This window comes from Vibrio sp. OPT18, from assembly GCF_015163615.1.
Taxonomy (GTDB): Bacteria; Pseudomonadota; Gammaproteobacteria; order Enterobacterales; family Vibrionaceae; genus Vibrio; species Vibrio coralliirubri.
In genome coordinates, this window is sequence record NZ_JADDYK010000081.1 from 133,921 (window position 1) to 153,299 (window position 19,379).

Annotated in this window: 19 protein-coding genes and 1 riboswitch; of the genes, 7 read left to right on the forward strand and 12 right to left on the reverse strand. The window is 44.1% G+C overall.

What is annotated here, in order from left to right:
- Window positions 1–222 precede the first annotated feature (222 nt).
- Window positions 223–1,293 (forward strand): OmpA family protein, encoded by a 1,071-nt coding sequence (locus IQQ51_RS21445; protein ID WP_193842083.1) that lies wholly within the window; start codon window positions 223–225, stop codon window positions 1,291–1,293.
- 131 nt (window positions 1,294–1,424) lie between these two features.
- Here IQQ51_RS21445 and IQQ51_RS21450 read toward each other — a convergent pair whose 3' ends face one another.
- The gene (locus IQQ51_RS21450) at window positions 1,425–1,823 is read right to left on the reverse strand and encodes an OsmC family protein (protein ID WP_193842084.1); all 399 of its coding nucleotides are present in this window, start codon (window positions 1,821–1,823) and stop codon (window positions 1,425–1,427) included.
- Between the two features lie 201 nt (window positions 1,824–2,024).
- Between IQQ51_RS21450 and msrB the strand changes: the two genes are divergently transcribed.
- Complete coding sequence (msrB, locus tag IQQ51_RS21455) at window positions 2,025–3,167, forward strand: peptide-methionine (R)-S-oxide reductase MsrB (RefSeq protein WP_193842085.1); 1,143 nt, start codon at window positions 2,025–2,027, stop codon at window positions 3,165–3,167.
- A gap of 98 nt (window positions 3,168–3,265) precedes the next feature.
- Here the strand turns inward: msrB and IQQ51_RS21460 are convergent, their stop codons facing one another.
- Both IQQ51_RS21460 and IQQ51_RS21465 read right to left on the reverse strand, forming a co-directional pair.
- Window positions 3,266–4,633 (reverse strand): TrkH family potassium uptake protein, encoded by a 1,368-nt coding sequence (locus IQQ51_RS21460; RefSeq protein ID WP_017065604.1) that lies wholly within the window; start codon window positions 4,631–4,633, stop codon window positions 3,266–3,268.
- A 19-nt stretch (window positions 4,634–4,652) separates the two neighbouring features.
- Complete coding sequence (locus tag IQQ51_RS21465) at window positions 4,653–5,309, reverse strand: potassium channel family protein (protein ID WP_193842086.1); 657 nt, start codon at window positions 5,307–5,309, stop codon at window positions 4,653–4,655.
- Window positions 5,310–5,496: 187 nt separating this feature from the next.
- On the opposite strand from IQQ51_RS21465, the gene IQQ51_RS21470 reads away from it, so the two are divergent.
- From IQQ51_RS21470 to IQQ51_RS21480, 3 genes are all read left to right on the forward strand, one after another.
- Window positions 5,497–6,612 (forward strand): mechanosensitive ion channel family protein, encoded by a 1,116-nt coding sequence (locus IQQ51_RS21470; RefSeq protein WP_193842087.1) that lies wholly within the window; start codon window positions 5,497–5,499, stop codon window positions 6,610–6,612.
- Window positions 6,613–6,718: 106 nt separating this feature from the next.
- A complete protein-coding gene (locus IQQ51_RS21475; RefSeq protein WP_193842135.1) occupies window positions 6,719–8,212 on the forward strand; it encodes a mannose-1-phosphate guanylyltransferase/mannose-6-phosphate isomerase in 1,494 nt (497 codons plus the stop codon).
- A gap of 15 nt (window positions 8,213–8,227) precedes the next feature.
- Window positions 8,228–9,652 carry a phosphomannomutase CpsG gene (locus IQQ51_RS21480; RefSeq protein WP_193842088.1) on the forward strand — a complete coding sequence of 475 codons (1,425 nt, stop codon included), beginning with the start codon at window positions 8,228–8,230 and terminating at the stop codon, window positions 9,650–9,652.
- 112 nt (window positions 9,653–9,764) lie between these two features.
- Here the strand turns inward: IQQ51_RS21480 and aroG are convergent, their stop codons facing one another.
- The 4 genes from aroG to IQQ51_RS21500 form a co-directional block, all read right to left on the reverse strand.
- Window positions 9,765–10,817, reverse strand: coding sequence for a 3-deoxy-7-phosphoheptulonate synthase AroG (gene aroG, locus IQQ51_RS21485; protein WP_019820407.1), 1,053 nt, complete (start codon window positions 10,815–10,817; stop codon window positions 9,765–9,767).
- 313 nt (window positions 10,818–11,130) lie between these two features.
- Window positions 11,131–11,346: a DUF3820 family protein gene (locus IQQ51_RS21490; protein ID WP_052880013.1), complete on the reverse strand. Its 216-nt coding sequence runs from the start codon at window positions 11,344–11,346 to the stop codon at window positions 11,131–11,133.
- Window positions 11,347–11,358: 12 nt separating this feature from the next.
- Window positions 11,359–12,030, reverse strand: a complete 672-nt coding sequence (locus tag IQQ51_RS21495; protein ID WP_193842089.1) for a DUF3313 domain-containing protein — start codon at window positions 12,028–12,030, stop codon at window positions 11,359–11,361.
- A 100-nt stretch (window positions 12,031–12,130) separates the two neighbouring features.
- Complete coding sequence (locus IQQ51_RS21500; protein WP_017061749.1) at window positions 12,131–12,484, reverse strand: hypothetical protein; 354 nt, start codon at window positions 12,482–12,484, stop codon at window positions 12,131–12,133.
- Window positions 12,485–12,807: 323 nt separating this feature from the next.
- Window positions 12,808–12,897, forward strand: a riboswitch (cyclic di-GMP riboswitch).
- Between the two features lie 72 nt (window positions 12,898–12,969).
- On the opposite strand from IQQ51_RS21500, the gene gbpA reads away from it, so the two are divergent.
- Complete coding sequence (gene gbpA / locus IQQ51_RS21505; RefSeq protein WP_193842090.1) at window positions 12,970–14,436, forward strand: N-acetylglucosamine-binding protein GbpA; 1,467 nt, start codon at window positions 12,970–12,972, stop codon at window positions 14,434–14,436.
- A 110-nt stretch (window positions 14,437–14,546) separates the two neighbouring features.
- Here the strand turns inward: gbpA and cyoE are convergent, their stop codons facing one another.
- The 4 genes from cyoE to IQQ51_RS21525 form a co-directional block, all read right to left on the reverse strand.
- Window positions 14,547–15,521, reverse strand: coding sequence for a heme o synthase (gene cyoE, locus IQQ51_RS21510; RefSeq protein ID WP_193842091.1), 975 nt, complete (start codon window positions 15,519–15,521; stop codon window positions 14,547–14,549).
- A complete protein-coding gene (locus IQQ51_RS21515) occupies window positions 15,511–16,566 on the reverse strand; it encodes a COX15/CtaA family protein (protein ID WP_193842092.1) in 1,056 nt (351 codons plus the stop codon). The genes cyoE and IQQ51_RS21515 overlap by 11 nt, the downstream gene beginning before the upstream one ends.
- Window positions 16,567–16,655: 89 nt before the next feature.
- Window positions 16,656–17,264: a hypothetical protein gene (locus IQQ51_RS21520; protein ID WP_193842093.1), complete on the reverse strand. Its 609-nt coding sequence runs from the start codon at window positions 17,262–17,264 to the stop codon at window positions 16,656–16,658.
- Between the two features lie 54 nt (window positions 17,265–17,318).
- Window positions 17,319–18,260, reverse strand: coding sequence for an SURF1 family protein (locus IQQ51_RS21525; protein WP_193842094.1), 942 nt, complete (start codon window positions 18,258–18,260; stop codon window positions 17,319–17,321).
- Here IQQ51_RS21525 and IQQ51_RS21530 point away from each other — a divergent pair.
- Window positions 18,148–18,378: a DUF2909 family protein gene (locus IQQ51_RS21530; RefSeq protein WP_193842095.1), complete on the forward strand. Its 231-nt coding sequence runs from the start codon at window positions 18,148–18,150 to the stop codon at window positions 18,376–18,378. The genes IQQ51_RS21525 and IQQ51_RS21530 overlap by 113 nt on opposite strands.
- Before the next feature lie 19 nt (window positions 18,379–18,397).
- On the opposite strand, the gene IQQ51_RS21535 is transcribed toward IQQ51_RS21530, so the two are convergent.
- Window positions 18,398–19,282, reverse strand: coding sequence for a cytochrome c oxidase subunit 3 (locus tag IQQ51_RS21535; RefSeq protein ID WP_009845661.1), 885 nt, complete (start codon window positions 19,280–19,282; stop codon window positions 18,398–18,400).
- Window positions 19,283–19,379: the final 97 nt, after the last annotated feature.

The window sequence follows — 19,379 nt, forward strand, 5'->3', positions numbered from 1 at the left end:
TTATTGACAAACAGCACAGTAAATAACACTTTAAATGTATAATTTTTAACAATTTCATTGACTGCGATACGCAATCAGACTAACAATATAATTACTGATACAAGATAGGTTCAACTGAAACAACACTTTGAATTACTTATTATACGCAGTGTCGTTACCCAATAAGTGATCGTTTTACTAGTAAGTTCAGATAACAATAATAGTTAATCCAAGGATAAGATTATGAAAAAACTGTCAAAAATCATGTGTGCTGTTGTTGCTGCTTCAGGCTTAGCTGCTGCTCCTTCTATTGCAGCTACTACTTATGTTGGGGCAAAAGTAGGAATGGGCTGGCTAGATAGTGCCTGTGTAAGTGATGAAAAGTGTGATGATGATTCAATCGGTGCTGGTATCTACTCTGGTTACAATTTTAGTGAAAAATTTGGTATCGAGCTAAGCTCAGACTTCCTTGGTGACTACAAGACAAGCTTTCCTGCTGGCCCAGGCTTAAATGCGAACTTCAGCGATCCACTAATCGCAATCTCACTTACGCCAATGTATCGTCTACCTGTCCAGCAAGAGTTTGACGTATTCTTCAAAGCAGGTCCTGCTTACATCTCACACGGTGGCGAAGATGACGTTGTTCTTACGGCCGGTATCGGTGTTGAGAAGCAGCTATCTCCTGACTGGGCACTGCGTGTTGAATACCAATATTTTGATAATTTCGAAGACAATTACATCCAAGATCTCAACTCGAACTTATTGTCTGTTGGTGTTAGCTACAACTTCGGTACTGGTAGTACAACCGCATCAGCAGCAGCTGCTACAGCTTCTGCGGTAGCAGTGACTCAAGCACCATCTGAGCAAATCACAGAGACTGCTGAAATTGAAGAAAAAACGACAGTTATTGTAACTCAAGCTCAAACAGAGAGCTATTCTCAAGAGATGTTTGCAACGAACAGTACAGAATTGTCTACCGACGGAAAAATTGCATTGATGCCATTGGTCGAAGTACTGAAAGATCATCCTCAATCATCAGTTGATGTCGTTGGCCATACCGATTCAACAGGTTCAGCAGAGTACAACATGATGATCTCTAAGAAACGTGCTGCCGCTGTAGCCGCTTACATCGAAGAGCAAGGTATTGAAGCAGACCGTATCTCAGCGTCTGGTGAAGGTGAAGAGAATCCTATTGCATCAAATGATACTGAAGAAGGTCGCGCTCAAAACCGTCGTGTTGACGCAACGATCCCTGGTTTTGAATACCAGCAAGAAGTTAAAGTTGAAGAAGTTATCGTAGAAGCGGCTGAATAATAGCACTCTACTCTAGCGAGAATAATTAAGGGCGGAACACTGTAAAGTGCTCCGCCCTTTTCTTTGTCTGGCTATACTCATACGCCGTAAGCCGTAAAGATTAGCCTACCGCCAAGCTGAACAATCAGAGACTAGACGATTTCCCAACTGTGGCTCATCTCTACGCCAGCGCCGAGCATCAGACATACTGAACAGTATTTCTCTAATGAATCCGCACAGACTTTAGCAACAAGCTCAGGATCAAGGTTGTCACCCGATACTTCAAAATGAATATTAATCACAGTAAAGATCTTTGGTGCGGTTTCACGTCGTGTTGTTTCAAGTTTTGCATTACAACCAGTGATGTTCTGGCCTGCAGATTTCAAACCATCAACCACATCAACAGAGCTACAACCACCAGCCGCCATTAACACCATTTCCATCGGGCTTGGCGCAGTTGCACCACCACTTCCATCCATCACGACAGAGTGACCTGATTGAGATTGACCTAAGAATTTAAAGCCTTCGACCCATTTAACTTCTGCTTTCATACTGTCCCTTAGATGACCGATAACCGCCATCACTGTCTATTATTTATTGTTAGTACCGACACCCTACTACTGGCGGCATTTATGAGCAAGATTTTCTCAATGACATATTTTTTTCATGAATGATGCAATTTTTTCCATCTAAAACCTGTCTCTATTCGTACATTCAAAATCGAATGAGAAGAACGTCAAGATGAGGTATCTATGAATAAATTATCTAAAATATTGGTATCACTCGTGGTTGCGCTACCACTGATTTCGCTGTTTGTAAGCCAGACTGGCACTGCCAATACAATGGATAAAACAGCTAACTCAGGTAAAAGTGAAATCGCGACACTGGCTGGTGGTTGTTTTTGGTGTACAGAATCCGACCTAGAAAAGCTGACAGGCGTCACTGACGTTATCTCTGGGTACTCTGGTGGTGAACTAGAAAACCCAACCTACAAACAAGTATCCTCAGGTAAGTCTGGTCACATCGAAGTGATCAACGTGACTTACAACCCTGATGTTGTTAGCTATGAACAGGTTCTTGACCAATTCTTCAGACACATCGACCCAACCGATGACAAAGGCTCTTTTGTAGACCGAGGCCGTCATTATCGACCAGCTATTTTCTATCATAACCAAGCACAAAAAGATGTTGCTCAGAACTTCATGATGGAGATCGACAAAGCTAATATCTTTGGTGAACCACTAAAAACAGAACTGATTGAATTTGAAAAATTCTGGCCAGCGGAAGACTATCACCAAGACTATTACAAGAAGAGTAAAGTTCGTTATAACTACTACCGCTATGCTTCTGGTCGCGATCAGTACCTAGATAAGATCTTCGGTGACGATAGAAAAGAGAATCCACAAACTATCCGTCAGATCATCGACAGCAAAAATGCGACAGCTAATGCTAAGACCTACGTCAAGCCATCTGATGCAGAGATCAAAGCGAAGCTAACCTCGCTGCAGTACGATGTAACACAAGACGATGCAACAGAGCGCCCGTTTGACAACAAATACTGGGATAACAAGCAAGAAGGTATTTACGTTGATATCGTAACTGGGGAGCCATTGTTCTCTTCAAAAGACAAATACAAATCAGGTACAGGCTGGCCGAGCTTTACACAGCCAATCAGCGAGGCTTATGTAGTCACAACTACTGACTACAAATTGCTTTACCCAAGAACTGAGGTTCGAAGCAAGTTTGGCGATTCTCACCTGGGACATGTATTTAAAGATGGTCCAAAACCAACAGGGTTACGTTACTGCATGAACTCAGCCGCAATGCGCTTTATCCCAGCGGATAGATTAGCAGAAGAAGGCTATGAGGAATACGTTGAGATGTTTGAGGGCTAAGCATTCTGCATTTAACGAACAGCCTATGACAACAAAGCCAGCAGATCGCTGGCTTTATTTTTATTTACAGAGCTTTATTTATAAGCCTGTTCATCTTATTAACCCGTTAACACCGTGTCTTCTGGGTATTTCAACAAGGAAGGTTCTGGGCGAGCTAACATATAAGCCAAGGTCAAAGGACCGATACGTCCAATCACCATAACAACAATCATGATGTATTTACCAGGCTCAGTCAGGTTTGCGGTTAAGCCAGCTGTTAAACCAACCGTTGCAAATGCTGAAATCACCTCAAACATGACTCGATCAAACGCTGCCTTTTCAGTAAGCATTAACAAAAACATCGCGGTGGTTAATAACGCCCCACTTACCACAATAATGGCCAATGACTTTGTTACCGCTTGCCAAGTTACGGTTCGCTTAAACATCACTACATGCTTTTTCTGACGTAGGAAGGTCCAAGTTGCGACAAACGCGACCGCAAAGGTCGAAACCTTAATACCACCACCCGTTGAGGTAGAACCGGCACCAATCAACATCAGTACAATCATCACCAATAATGCAGGTTGCGTGTACTGAGACAAATCCACACTATTAAAGCCAGCAGTACGAGCACTTGCCGACTGAAAGAATGCGGCTAGCCACTGTCCTTGAGTCGATAACCCTTCCATGGTTGCTGAGTTATTTCTTTCCAACAGCCAGAACAATACCGTACCTACCAACAATAGAGTCGGAGTGGCGGTTAGCATAATCTTGGTGTGTAAATGAAGATGTCGAAAACCTTTACGCCAGTTACTCGATAGGTCGCCGACGACTGTGAAGCCTAGCCCGCCGAAAATAAACAAGCCAGCTAAGGTAAAGATCACTAATGGATCATCAACAAAACTCATCATACTGTCTGAAAACAGTGCAAAACCTGCGTTATTGAATGCTGATATCGCATGAAAAAGTGCATAAAAGCTACCCGTTGACCATCCCATCTCTGGCACCCAGCGGAAACAGAGCAATACAAAACCGATAAATTCAGCCACTAATGCAAAGATGATGATCTTCTTAACTAATTTGCGAAGGTTAATCTTACGATCTTGGCCAAGCGCTTCTTTCGCTAATGCTTGTTGTTTCAGGCTTAACCGAACACCAAACATGTAGAGCAGTACCGCTGATAAAGTCATCTGCCCTAACCCGCCCACTTGCATCAAGAACATCAGCAAGATTTTTCCAGCCAGAGTAAAGTGTTCGCCCGTATCAACAACACCCAAGCCTGTCACACTGATCGCCGAGGTTGCTGTAAACAGTGCATCCGTAAAGCTTAGGCCTGTCACGGAGAATACAGGCATCGTCAACAATATTGCAGAGGGGATAAGTACGCCTAAGAAACTCGTAAGGATAATCTTAGGTTCAGAGCCTTTACGTGGCTTTTTATCACTCTTGAGCGTGTAGAAAGTACCTTTTCGTTTTAACGAATTCATACTGTTACCTTATTGCCAATTACCAATTGCGTAGCTTTCTAGATAAGGTCTCTTTCGGCCCAGCGATGATCACCACATCTCCAATTTCTAAACTCACATCCAGTTCTGGTGCTTTAGTGAGGTTAGGTCCTCGCTTGAAGCCAAGTACCTCAACACCATTTTCTTTACACAGCTTGAGGTCGCCAAGTTTCTTACCCAACAACTTGGCACCGATAACAATTTCGGTCATCGCTAAGCCACTGCCGAGGTCGATAAATTCAAGAACGCGTCTATCCAGCATCTTCCTTGCGACACGGATACCCATGTCTCGCTCCGGCATGATGATATGGTCAGCGCCAATTTTAGAGAGGATCTTACCGTGGAATTTATCGTTCGCCTTAACCCAAACGGTTTTAGCACCCGACTCTTTTACGACCAGAGTAGTCAAAATGCTCGAGTTCACATCAGAACCAATCGAGACCATAACCATATCGTACTCATCGAGCCTTAACTCTTTAACCGTCTCTTCACTCGTACAGTTAGCAACAATCGCTTGTGAAACAAAGGCCGCGGCTTCTTTCACTCGCTCCTCATCAATATCGACGGCTAACACCTGTGAGCCTGAACTTTGAAGTTCTTGGCAAACAGATAAACCAAAACGCCCTAAACCGATAACTGCATATTGTTTGTCGCTCATTTGAAATCCTGTTTAGAAATTTTAATTACACGGGATAGCCAAACCTACATTAGTTTCTATCTCAAAAAAAGTCAGTTCTGCAATAAATAGAGTTATACTATTGTTATAATCGCTTGATTTATAAAGGTAGAGAACAACTCGAGTTTCTGCTAATTTCCAATTCATAATTTCTGCGGCAGCACACACAATGAATGAATTCATAACCCAAGTACAAACCTACATCAACCAGAGCCATAGTGATTGGGCAAACAGCGTCCTATTCATCACTATTGCGAGTTTTCTCGCTTGGGTAGCTTGGCGAATTATCCATAATCGCTTAGAAATTCTGGTTCAGAAAACCCCATTTCACTGGGACGATCTACTGCTAGAGGCACTAAAAACCCCTGTCAGCACGTTACTTTGGTGTTGGCCTGCTACTGTATCTGTCGGGCTAATCCTTCAAGACCAGTTTGGCAATGAAATCAACTGGTTAAAAACGCTTAAACACATATTGATTATCTGTACCTTCGTTTGGTTTACCTTACGAATGATCACTAACACTGAAGCGTATGTCTTAGAGCAAAAAACCAGAGACGAAACCACAGTACAAGCTATAGCGAAAGTCGCTCGCTTGTTCTTTATGGTGATGGGCGGCCTTACGATCATGCAAGCATTCGGTCTCAGCCTGTCTGGCCTTCTGACCTTTGGTGGTGTGGGTGGTTTGATTGTCGGTTTGGCGGCAAAAGATCTACTCTCAAACTTCTTTGGTGGCATGATGATCTACTTCGACCGACCTTTTAAAGTCGGTGATTGGATTCGCTCTCCCGACCGTCAAATCGAAGGTACTGTCGAACGTATTGGCTGGCGCATGACCATTATTCGCACCTTTGATAAACGACCGTTGTACGTGCCAAACTCAGTATTCAGTAACATTGTGGTGGAAAACCCATCGCGAATGCTAAACCGCCGAATTAATGAAACCTTTGGGCTTCGTTACGAAGACGCGAGCAAGTTAGCTGCTATCGTGGATGACGTAAAAGCCATGCTTGAAACGCACCCAGATATCGATGCTAAGCAAACGCTCATTGTTAACTTTGACAAGTTTGGCCCATCAACGCTGAACTTCTTTATCTATACCTTCACCAAAACCGTCAACTGGGTGAGATACCATGAAGTTAAGCAAGATGTATTGCTGCAGGTGTTAGCGATTATTCACAAACACAATGCGGATATCGCCTTCCCAACACAAACACTCAAAATCGACCCGCAAGGTTTTAGCGAAGTTCAAGATATGGCTATTTCAAATCCATCAGGTCATCAATAAGCAGCGTATCTACTGTTTATAGGTAACTAAATGGGTTATCGATAATGAAAAAGAGTGAAGCGTGGTAACATGGCGCCAGTATTTTAAAGCACCCAATTACCACGCTATGATTTTACCTGTCATTCTAGCCGGCGGCTCTGGTAGCCGCCTCTGGCCACTATCTCGCGAGCTTTACCCAAAGCAGTTCCTCAATATTGCTGGCGAACAATCGATGCTCCAGCAAACCCTTATACGCCTGCAAGGTCTTGAAGCGCACTTGAGTAATGCAGAATGTGCGGCTCCCTTCATTGTCTGTAATGAAGAGCACCGCTTTATTGCTGCGGAACAGGCTCGCTCGGCCAACATAGAACACAGTGGTATTTTGCTAGAACCTGTCGGAAGAAACACAGCTCCCGCCATCGCACTGGCAGCCTTACAGGCTTTAAGTCACTCGAACAGCAACCAACAGAACAAGTCAGACCCAATATTATTGGTACTGGCAGCCGATCATCACATCGCTAAAACAGCGGAATTTCAGCAAACGGTGGCGAGAGGTGTTGAATACGCAAAACAAGGTAAACTGGTTACTTTTGGTATTACTCCAAGCGCACCAGAAACTGGCTATGGTTATATAAAACAAGGAGATCCACTCTCCCACTATGCTTTTGCCATTGAATGTTTCGTTGAAAAGCCAGATCTAGCCACTGCAGAACAATACGTTAATTCGGGACAATACCTATGGAACAGCGGTATGTTCATGTTTAGAGCATCACGCTACCTTGAAGAACTTGCTGAACATAGTCCAGAGATATTAGCGGCTTGTAAACTCGCTCTTGCAAAGCAAAATACCGACCTCGACTTTATCCGTATAGACGCTGAAGCATTCAAAAGCAGTCCGAGTGATTCTATCGATTATGCCGTGATGGAGAAGACCTCACACGCCGCAGTGATCCCGATGGATGTCGGTTGGAACGACATTGGCTCATGGTCCGCGATCTGGGATGTAAGCGAAAAAGATGAGCACAATAACGTCATTGAAGGTGATGTGTTGACCGTCGACTCTCAACACAACTACATCCATGCTGAAAATAAGCTGGTTGCTACGGTAGGCGTCGATAACCTGATTATTGTCGAAACCAAAGACGCTATATTGGTTGCGAATAAAGACAAGGTTCAGGGTGTTAAATCGATTGTCAGCCAGCTGAATCAAGCAGATCGCACAGAACATGTTCATCACCGCGAAGTGTTTAGACCTTGGGGTAAATACGATGTAATCGATCTAGGCAAACGCGACAAAGTTAAACGTATCACCGTAAAACCCGGTCACAAGTTGTCGTTACAAATGCACCACCATAGAGCGGAACATTGGGTAGTCGTGGCGGGTACTGCGAAAGTGACCAACGATGAAAAAACCTATCTGGTTAAAGAAGATCAATCCACTTACATCCCTTTAGGCCATATTCACTGCCTAGAGAACCCAGGGGATCTCCCACTCGAGATGATTGAAGTACAAACAGGCAGTCATTTAAGTGAAGACGACATCATTCGATATCAAGACAGTTATGGGCGAGACGTGCGCAAGCAACAAGTCCACTCATCAAAGCACAACCAAACGAAATAAAGCAGCGACAAATCGATGAAACCAACATTAGACCTTAGCTGCTTTAAGAACAACGATATTCGCGGCATCATTGGTGACCAAATCAATGGGCACTTCGCCTACCTGCTCGGCAAGGCATTTGGAGAGTACGTCCTATCCGCTACGCCTGAAACCTCACTCGATGGTTTGGCTCAGGTAGTGATTGGTCGTGATAACCGCAAAACCTCCCTGTCATTACAAGAAGCCATGACCAAAGGCTTGATCGAGTCAGGGATTACCGTGATTGACCTGGGTATGACTGGCACTGAAGAGGTCTACTTTGCGACTCGTTACCTAAAAGCGATTGGCGGAATACAAATTACAGCTAGCCACAACCCAATCAATTACAACGGCATGAAATTGGTCGGTGTAGACGCTAGCCCTATCAGTAAAAACAGTGGTTTAGATAAAATCAAACGACGCATTGAAGAACTTAATCAAGAGCTGAACTGCAATTTACCGTTCGTTCATGCACAACCAAGTAATTCTCGTAGAACGACCAGTATTCTTGCTCCGTACGTCGAGCACCTACTCTCGTACATAACCCCATCAAAGCTGTCACCGATGAAGATTGCGGTTAATGCTGGGAACGGCGTTGCAGGACATATCATTGATGCTTTAGAGAAAAAATTTAACGAACTCGGTGTCCCTATCACCTTCATCAAGGTTCATCATACCCCTGATGGAAACTTCCCAAATGGTATTCCAAACCCTTTAATTAGAGAGAACCAAGCAGCCACTCGAGATGCCGTTTTAGAGCATTCTGCCAACCTTGGAATTGCTTGGGATGGAGACTTCGACCGATGCTTTTTCTTTGATGAGCAAGGCAATTACATCGAGGGTTATTACATTGTCGGGTTGCTTGCTGAAGCATTCTTGGTCAATCAGCCTAACGCGACGGTATTGCACGATATGCGCATGACCTGGAACACAATTGAAGTCGCAAAAACGCATGGTGGAAAAGCGATTGGAATTAAAGCAGGACACGCACTGATCAAAGAGAAGATGCGTGAAACGAATGCCGTCTATGGGGGAGAAATGAGCGCACACCATTATTTTCGTGATTTTGGATATTGCGATTCAGGCATGATTCCTTGGCTATTGGTTATCGAACTGATGTCGAAAACTCAACAATCTCTTCACCAATTAACGAGTACTAGTATAGATAGATTCCCCTCTTCCGGGGAGATCAATCGAAGAGTATCAGACCCAGAGCAGGTCATGGCTTGCGTGTTATCGCACTACCGAGATAATGCCGTTGAGATCGATCACACAGACGGGATCAGCATCAATATGAGCACATGGCGCTTCAACTTGAGAAAGTCCAATACCGAGCCATTAATACGCCTTAACGTTGAAACCAAACAAGATAGAGATTTTCTATCATTTAAAGTCGACGAGCTACTGTCTTTTCTCATTTAAGAATACAGACACTTCCAGTTTTCAACTAAGATCCACAAAAAAGCCCTTACTAGCGATTGCTAATAAGGGCTTTGAATTTTCAGCCGATTAGTGACCGGCTGTAATAATTGGATTACTTGTTACGGCGAGCTTCAACAGCGTCTGCCAGTTGGCGAAGTACTGTTTCAGTATCTTCCCAACCAATACATGCATCAGTAACAGATTGACCGTAAGTTGCAGCTTTGCCGTCAACCAGGTCTTGGCGACCTTCAACAAGATGAGATTCAATCATCACACCAAAGATAGCTTTGTCGCCACCAGAAATTTGTGCGCTTACGTCATCAGATACGTTCATTTGACGCTTAAACTGCTTAGAGCTGTTTGCGTGGCTGAAATCGATCATCACTTTTTGTGGAAGACCTGAAGCTGCTAGCTCTTCTTTAATCTTACCAACGTGTTCTGCGCTGTAGTTTGGCTCTTTACCACCACGTAGGATGATATGACAATCAGGGTTACCTGCTGTTTCAACGATAGCTGAGTGACCGTACTTAGTTACCGATAAGAAGTGGTGAGAAGCGCTAGCAGAGCGAATAGCATCTGTTGCAATCTTGATGTTGCCATCAGTACCATTCTTAAATCCAACTGGGCAAGATAGGCCAGAAGCCAGTTCGCGGTGAACTTGAGATTCTGTAGTACGTGCGCCGATTGCACCCCAGCTGATTAGGTCAGCAACGTATTGAGGCGTGATCATATCTAGGAATTCGCTTGCCGTTGGCATACCCATGTCAGTTAGATCCAGCAGTAGCTTACGTCCTAGACGAAGGCCATCATTGAGCTTGAACGTATCGTTCATGTACGGGTCATTAATTAGACCTTTCCAACCAACAGTTGTACGTGGCTTTTCAAAGTAAACACGCATTACGATTTCAAGGTTATCACCAAGTTCATCGCGCAACACTTTCAAACGTTTACCGTACTCAAGAGCAGCTTCTGTGTCATGAATAGAACATGGACCTACAATAACAAGCAAGCGGTCATCGCTCTCTTCTAAAATATTGTGGATCGCTTTGCGGCTTTCAAAGGTTGTAGAAGAAGCAACTTCTGTTGCTGGAAACTTTTCTAAAACAGCAACAGGGGGTAATAACTCTTTTACTTTGTTAATTCTTACATCATCAGTCTGGAACATTGCTTACTTCTTCCTTTTTTCTATCCTTGAGCTGAATGTACGTTGTCTCACGTCACTTTCTATCAGCACTAATCTTCTTGTTCCCTGTAACTTAACTAGTAAAAACTCTAGTTTCAATCACTAATTAAAAATAAACGCAATTTTTTTTGTGTTTTATATTTAAAACACCCTGTATACCATTATTTACACGCTATCGATTGCGTATTTTATAGGAAAGCAAGAACAGCCAATATTCAAGCTTCATCATGCATGTAAAATTGTGTCGAACCTAAAAACAAAAAAGCTCACGTGATCAGCGTGAGCTTTTATTTAATTACATTCTTTTCAATGGCTTGACGACATTATCAAGCCCTTCAATCTTCAGAGCAAGGCACAGTTTTAATAAATCGCCGAGTTCACCAGACGGGAATCCCTTTTTATCGAACCACAGCAAATATTCTTCAGGTAAGTCAATCAGTGTACGACCCGCGTACTTTCCAAATGGCATCTGCATTCGAGCCAACTTAATCAGGTTCTCTTTCTCTAGCATTATTCGCTCTTTCTATGCGTCATCTATGTTGTGTAGAGTATCACCTAAACGCTCGACCCAATAGTTGATCGCGTCTTTTGCATCATCCAGCGAATCAATCATAGTTGAAAAGTCTTTATTACCCGCTTCACGGTCGATGGCTGCAAACAGTGGTGTGCCCTCTTGAGCATCACTGACCAATAACTCTACACTCGCACTCCCAACATTGGTGTGCTCACCAGTCGTGACCTTAGATATGGTTGACATCGCAAGGCCAAACGGAAGAACGCTGCTCGTTACAGCTAAGATCGGATTGGGCATTTCAACGTTACTCAGAGCGATACTCAAGCGCAGCGTTTTTCCTGTAGGTTCATCGACAATTGTTTTATGAGGCGATATTTTCTCTTCCAAGCGCGCAACCATGTGCTCAGTGAGTTCCTGAATCTCTTCCTGATCCAACGAACCTTCTTCTGCTAAAACAAAAATTTGGTCGATCACTACAGAGTCGTAATCATCTAACTTGGATTTCAAACGCTGTGCGTCACGTAGCCCAACCCTTGTCCAAACCAAGTCGACACCTCCGTCAGGCCCAGCCTGAAAATCTTCGTAGCTGGTAAATTGAGTAGCGGTTCTAATTGGGCCGCCTGCACAACCAAACAAGAAAATGCTGGTTGCAACAAGCAAAAGGACTTTTAAAGAGTTCATAACGCACTTAGCTAAAATTAAGGAATCTAAATAAGTATGCCATACCCTATGTGAAAAGGTTGTAGAAAAAGGGGGTTAAAAATCAGAGCTAACTCTAAAATTAATCATGTTGAACAGTGTGTGCGTACTCTACAATTACCTGATTTCCTTCAATATAAGCATTTTGGATCTCACCATCAACACTCATTCTACTTTTCAGGTACACCACTTTAGGCCCAGACTCATTGCCCTCTTTCAGCGAAGGGAATACATTCCTTGGTTCCAAATGAAGTAAACGACAAAAGTGACTAATGAAAGACATGGTTAATGGCGTCTCCCCTCTTAGCACTCTTGAGAAATCAAGCTGGTTCATGCCTAGCTTTTTTGAAAACTCCATCTGCGTAATTCGCATTCTCGATTTTTGTGACATCCACGTTTGATACAACGCGTCTCTGTCTAGTTCTGTGAATTCCATACCGACTCCTTTATATAATTCATACCAATCAATTGTCCGGTTTTTCATACATGGCGTGTCAGGGTTCGGTTAGTGGAAACCAAAGGTTTGGTTTTGATATGCGCGCAATTGTTGTACAGAGCAAAGAGAAACAACCCAAACTCATTCACAAAAACGATTAGAGCAAATACTTTCTTTATTTATATCAATAATTTATACGTTGACGAACTAAACATATAGCAAGTTAATTTGTATTAAGAATTAAAAGTTCGAGATTGGCATTCCACATTTCAATCGATTGATTCGCATTTATAAAACTGGTTGGCTACATTTCGATTGCTCAAACGCACTTCTGGCAAACTATTTGAAAGAATAGGACGCAAAGCCACCGGTCTGTCGACAAATATTCTGTCTATGATAGCGGGGCCGCCACTTAATAGGATTTAAGTGTAAATGCATGCCGGAGTGTTCTCTTTTTTGTCGGCCAAATACAGTAAGGACAAATAATGAAACAACTCCCAAAAAAATCACTCATCGCGCTATCGCTTCTTAGCGTAAGCGGTGCAAGCTTCGGTCACGGTTATGTCTCTGCATACAACAATGGCGTTGCTGAGAGCCGTGTTGCCTTATGTAAGTTCCCAGCGAGTGATACGCAAGAGAAAAACACCAACTGTGGTGGTATCCAATACGAACCACAAAGTGTAGAAGGACCTGAAGGCTTCCCGGAAGTCGGCCCTGCTGATGGAAAAATTGCCAGTGCGCAATCTTCTTTAGCAGCAGCGCTAGACGAGCAAAAGGCAGACCGCTGGGTTAAACGCCCGATCAAGTCTGGTTCTCAGTACTTTGAGTGGACGTTCACAGCTAACCACAAGACTCGCGATTGGAAATATTACATTACTCAACCAGACTGGAATCCAAACCAGCCTTTGGCACGCAGCTCTTTTGACTTGACGCCATTCTGTGTTGTTGAAGGCAATATGGAACAGCCACCGATGCAAGTCAGTCACTTGTGTAATGTGCCAGAGCGTGAAGGTTATCAAGTGATCCTTGCGGTATGGGATGTAGGTGACACTGCTGCGGCTTTCTACAACGTTATCGACGTGAAATTTGATGGCGACGGCCCTATCATTCCTGATTGGGATCAAGGTGGTCAAATCAATCCGACACAAGACCTGAATGTTGGTGACGCTGTTTATACGCGTGTATTTGACCAATCTGGTGAGAACGCTTCATACAGCACAGAGCTTGTGATTGAAAGTTCTGAGCAAGGCAAAGCCAATAACTGGTCTTACGCGCTTGCCTCTAAGATCAATCAAGAGCAGACGCAAATCAAAGCAGGCCAATTGAACGACCATGGCGATTTCGCACCCGTTTACGGCACTAACCCTGTTTATCTAAAAGCAGGCTCTGGCTTTAACAGTGTAGAAATCGGCTACAAGATTGATACTCCAGAACCCGAGCATGAGCTAGAAGTAACAGGTCTAGAGTCAGAGTACATTATCGATGAGAGCCAACCTACTCAGCTTGATCTTACGTTAGCGGCAACTGGCGATATCCAAGCTGAGCTTACCGTGTACAACCATCACCGTGAAGCGCTTGCATCTCAGAAATCGGAGCTAACAGACGGACAAGTTGAAGGTGTTCAACTGACTCTGTCTAAGTCTGAAGCTGGCCACCACATGCTTGTGGTTGTGACGAAAGATGACCAAGGCAACTTAGTGGATCAGAACACGCTTGATTTCCATCTGATGGACGAGCAAACACCGCCACCAGCGGGCGATTACGACTTTGTGTTCCCAGAAAGCATTGAATCTTACACTGCAGGAACAAAGGTTCTAAGCAGCGATGGTGGTGTTTATCAGTGTAAAGAGTTCCCATACTCTGGCTACTGTGTTCAATGGGCCCCAACAGCAACTCAGTACGAACCTGGTGTAGGTTCACACTGGCAAGATGCTTGGAACAAAGTGGACTAATTGTTAGCGAGTTACTTACTTTCAAGTATGTAAGCTTGTGTAATTAGACAAACAAAAACGGATGCCCAGAGCATCCGTTTTCTTATTCAGCAACAGCATAAATGCGGTTATTAAAGTAGATAGTGGTCTGCCAACAGAGCCACAAACAAGATCATGAGATGATAGATGGAGAACTTAAAGGTCTTCATCGCCATATTAGGTTCATCACGATATTTAAGTATCCAAGCGTGATAAACAAAACCGCCGTTGAGCACCAATGAAGCGCTCAGATATATCCAGCTACTCATGCCAACCAATACAGGCAATATACACACGATGCTAAGCAACAAGGTATAGAGAAAAATAGACGTCTTGGTGTATTCGATTCCGTGGGTTACAGGCAACATGGGGATGTTCACTTTGGCATACTCGTCACGACGATGAATTGCCAACGCCCAGAAGTGCGGAGGTGTCCAAATAAAGATGATCATCACCAACAACCAAGCGTTTGAATGCAGCTCGTTGGTGACTGCCGTCCAACCTAATAGTGGAGGCATCGCGCCTGCAATCCCTGCAATTACGATGTTCTGTGGCGTCGCTCGCTTCAGGTACATGGTATAAATCACCGCATAGCCCAATAAGCTTGCAAAGGTTAACCAAGCCGTGAGTTGATTGACCCATATCACTAACGTAGTAAACCCAAGCAAACCGATACCTGCTGCAAAGCTGAATACTCGCACACTGCTGAGCTCACCTGATGGTAAAGGACGTCGATTTGTTCGAGTCATCTGGCCGTCGATCTTTTTATCGATCAAATGGTTAAACGCAGCCGCTGAACCTGCCATTAACCCTATCCCTATCATTCCGAACAGAGTTTGTTGCAAAGGCAATCCATTCGGCACGGCCAAACACATCCCAACCAATGCCGTCAACAACATCAAAGCCACCACTTTCGGCTTAGTCAGCGTTAAATAAACTTTCCAAGTGGCTTTGTTTTTTGCAGCCATTTCGTTATCCAAAGCTGTGTCATTGTTGGCTGTTATCTTATGAGTTAAGTCTGCGTCTTGAACCACCACTTCATACTCCGTTGACGTTCTACTGACCATGATTACCTCCTTGTAATACACTGTTCTTCACCAAGCTCTCACTCGGTTTGCGTTGCCACACCACAAAATTGGTTACAACCATGCAGATGAGCAGCATCGCTGCGACTAGGTTATGCAAAACCGCGACTGAGATTGGCAGGTGAAACCATACATTACTGATCCCAAGGCTGATTTGAGTAAACAACACTATTGCGACAATCACGCTCAGCTTTTGGTGAGGTGCTTGGCCAAACTTCCATAACTGGTACACGACCATCAGCACCGTTAATGTCGCCACAATAGCCCCGAACCTGTGCATGACATGGATGGTGAGCCTCGCGGGATACTCCAACACGCCAAACTCATAGTTGTCGTGTCCATGTTGAGCAAAATCGAACGCATTTTTGAAATCGAGGTAGCTCATCCAGTTACCTTCACAAATAGGCAATTGGGTACACACCAAAGCGGCATAGTTTGACGATGTCCAACCACCAAGCAGTATCTGCCCCACTACAATGAGTAACCCAAACAGCGCCCAAACTTTAAGTGTTGGAGAATAAGAAGCCTCGCCAAAACGGCTTTGGAATTGAGACAAACGACAGTAGAGCAGACACAACAGTGACAGCAACGTGAAGCCCCCCATCAAATGCGCCATAACCACAACGGGCATCAACTTGAGAGTCACCGTCCACATTCCAAGCAAAGCCTGAAAGATCACAGTAGCCGAGATAAGTAATGGAAGACCGACTGGTGTGATGTTCTTTTTAATACACCAAGCAACAACGACAAAGATAAGCAGCCCTAATGTTCCTGCAAAGTAGCGATGTATCATCTCTATCCACGCTTTGTCTGCTTCGAGAGCCCGATCAGGGAATTGCAGATTGGCTTGATTCACCGCTTGGGCATCAGAAGGAACGGTGATCTTCCCATAACACCCTGGCCAGTCAGGACAGCCAAGGCCAGCATCAGACAAACGTGTATAAGCGCCGAGAACAATCACGGTAAGGGTTAACAAGATAGTTAATCTCATCACGAGCATCAGTAAATCAGGGGCTTTATTCTGCATCACTTATCTCCCTATACTTATTCCCTTTTCGCTGCTTAAGCTCAAGCATTCGCGGCATCTGCTAAAGCTTATAGACTTAAGCTCATCAACTACCCGACTCTTGATAGCTTAAGTAGCTTTCTTAAATCATGAATCATGCCTTTGGATTGCTCGACTAACTGCGACGGTTCCGAAACGCTTTTGTACTCCATAACCAACTGACCTAGTGGGTCAATAATGACAATGGAAGCCGGCGAAAACTCGGTACTTAACTGATCGCCACCAGCTAACAAAGACAAATCCGGCTTATCAAGCGACCCCGTTAACGAGTTACCTTCCGATACAAAAACAACGGCGGTCACTCGCTCTTTATTTTTCCCTAACGCCAAGTAGCTTTGATTCAAATAATGAAGCTGTTGTTCACACAAGCTTTCGCACTCTATCGGCGCAATATAACCCACTAACCACCCCTCTCCAGCCATGGGTACCGTTACGCCGAAATCCGCTAGTGTGGTTCTTGGTTCTACCAATTCGCCCGAGTTAGTGACGCCTGATGTGTACCAATTCTGATCCAACACGGTTTTGGCAATAATCGCAGGCAAAGCGAAAATCAACACTAATCCGATTAATACCAGACGCCCCTTAGTACGACGGCTTTTAAGCTCGGCCATATTTGCATCGGTACTTTCCCTGTTCATTTGTGTTTGAGATTTATCCATCTTTCTTCCTTGTTGCAGGTGATGCGTTTAAGCCGCTATTTAAACTTCAAGTGCCTACTTCTTATTCATGTGGCTATTTTTCTTAAAATGACGGAACCCAATCAACAACATCAAAAACAGAAGTACAGCAGCCATTACAAACCATTGAAACGAGTAACCAAAGTGCTTCTCAGATTTCATCGCCGTCGGTCGCCATAACAACTCATAAGGCCAGGAATCTAAGCTCTGAGGTTGGAAGGCAAAGGGCAGCACTTCTTGCCCTGTATACTGTGATAACGCTGCTATGTTTAGGTTTTGGATTCTATTCGGTGTCGTATTTTCTAAACCCAACTCATGACTTAAAGGGTTAACGGAGCGTGTATACAAGCGCCCTGACATTTTGGTTGGTACAGTGATAGTTCCTAGTTGCGGCAGTTCTCTTCTGTCATTACTTGCCGGAACAAACCCAAGATCGATCAACAACTGTTTTTCAGCCACTAAGGACTGGTTTTCATCTTCAAGACGAACCTTACCCAACATGTAAATCACATACCCTACCGTTCCTTGGTTTATCTGGTTGTCTAACAAGAGCATCAAACCACTCGCATCTACTAATTCAACATCCGCCTTTAACCCGTTTAGGGTTTGAGGATTTAATGACTCTTGCCCAGATAAATCCATATCTCGCAACTCAGAAAAAACGACATCTAAAGGTTGTGACGATAGCTGTGCTCTCTCAGCTAATTGCTGTTCATAACGTAATTTCTCGTTACCACGATCGAGTTGCCATAAACCTAACTTGATTAAAGCGCCGACTGAAACCACAGTTAAAACAACCGCTATCCAAAAACCTTTACTGCGGAACTTGTGTTCATCATCAATCAATCGGTTTGGAGTTATCACTATGGTGTCATCTACCTTTGTTCTGTTATTTAAAGTCGTATTGGTCGCTTTGCTGTTTTTTATCGCTTTCAATTTGATGAAAGGTCTAATCCAAATCGCCTCGGGCAAACACAATGGAAAAAGACTCAGTCACTTCTTGGGTCGTCGTGTCATGTGGTCAGCCGTTGTCGTGTTACTTTTATTACTTGCTTTGGGATCAGGAATAATAACTCCTAACCCCCGCCCCTATTAATCCCCTATAGGCTCAACCGTTAAAGCACATAAACAAACACAAACAGCCCTAACCAAACCACATCAACAAAGTGCCAATACCAACTGCCCGCTTGGAACGCAAAGTGGTCTTTTGGAGTGAAGTGGTCTTTCGCAACCCTTGCCAGCAACACAATCAAAAAGATCGTCCCTAAACAGACATGTAAACCATGAAACCCAGTCAGCAAAAAGAAGGTATTACCGTAGATACCAGACTGAAGTGTCAGCCCCATCTCTTGATAAGCGTGAAGGTACTCTTCAACTTGGAAGAACAGGAAGAAGCCTGCCAGAACAATGGTTATCTCCAACCAGACGATCAAAGCCATACGCTTATTTTGTTCAAGACTGATATGTGCCATGTGCAGCGTCACAGAGGAGAGCAGCAAAATAATAGTGTTCTTAAGCGGGATACCTTGCCAAGGCATGGCTTGTGTCGTTACGCCATCAGGGGTAGTCGTTAGTGGCCATATTGATTGGAACATCGGCCACAATACTTCATGGGTCATTTCATTATTGCCCGCACCACCAATCCAAGGCACAGAAATCATGCGAGCATAGAAAAGCGCGCCAAAGAAAGCGCCGAAGAACATGATTTCGGAGAAAATAAACCAACTCATTCCTTGTCTAAAAGAACGAGAAATCTGCTCAGAATAGAGACCACTCAATGATTCTGTGATCACATTGCTAAACCAACCTGCGAGCATGTAAAGCAGCACAGCAAACCCGACTAACAACACCGCTTTGCCAAATACACCACCAGCGGCGTCGGTTCCCATGTTTTGCACCGTCAAGCCAGCGCCAACTGCGACCAAAAACAGTGCTACAGCACCCACCAATGGCCAGTGGCTTTGGTGTGGAACGAAATAAACTTCCTTTTTAGAACTCATCGCTCAACTCCTTTTGTTGATTCTGGTTCTGTAAATCCCTAGTTACTTGCGAGTGTGCTCGCTTTTGGTGAGCCAGATTGTAGTGTGCTCAATATTG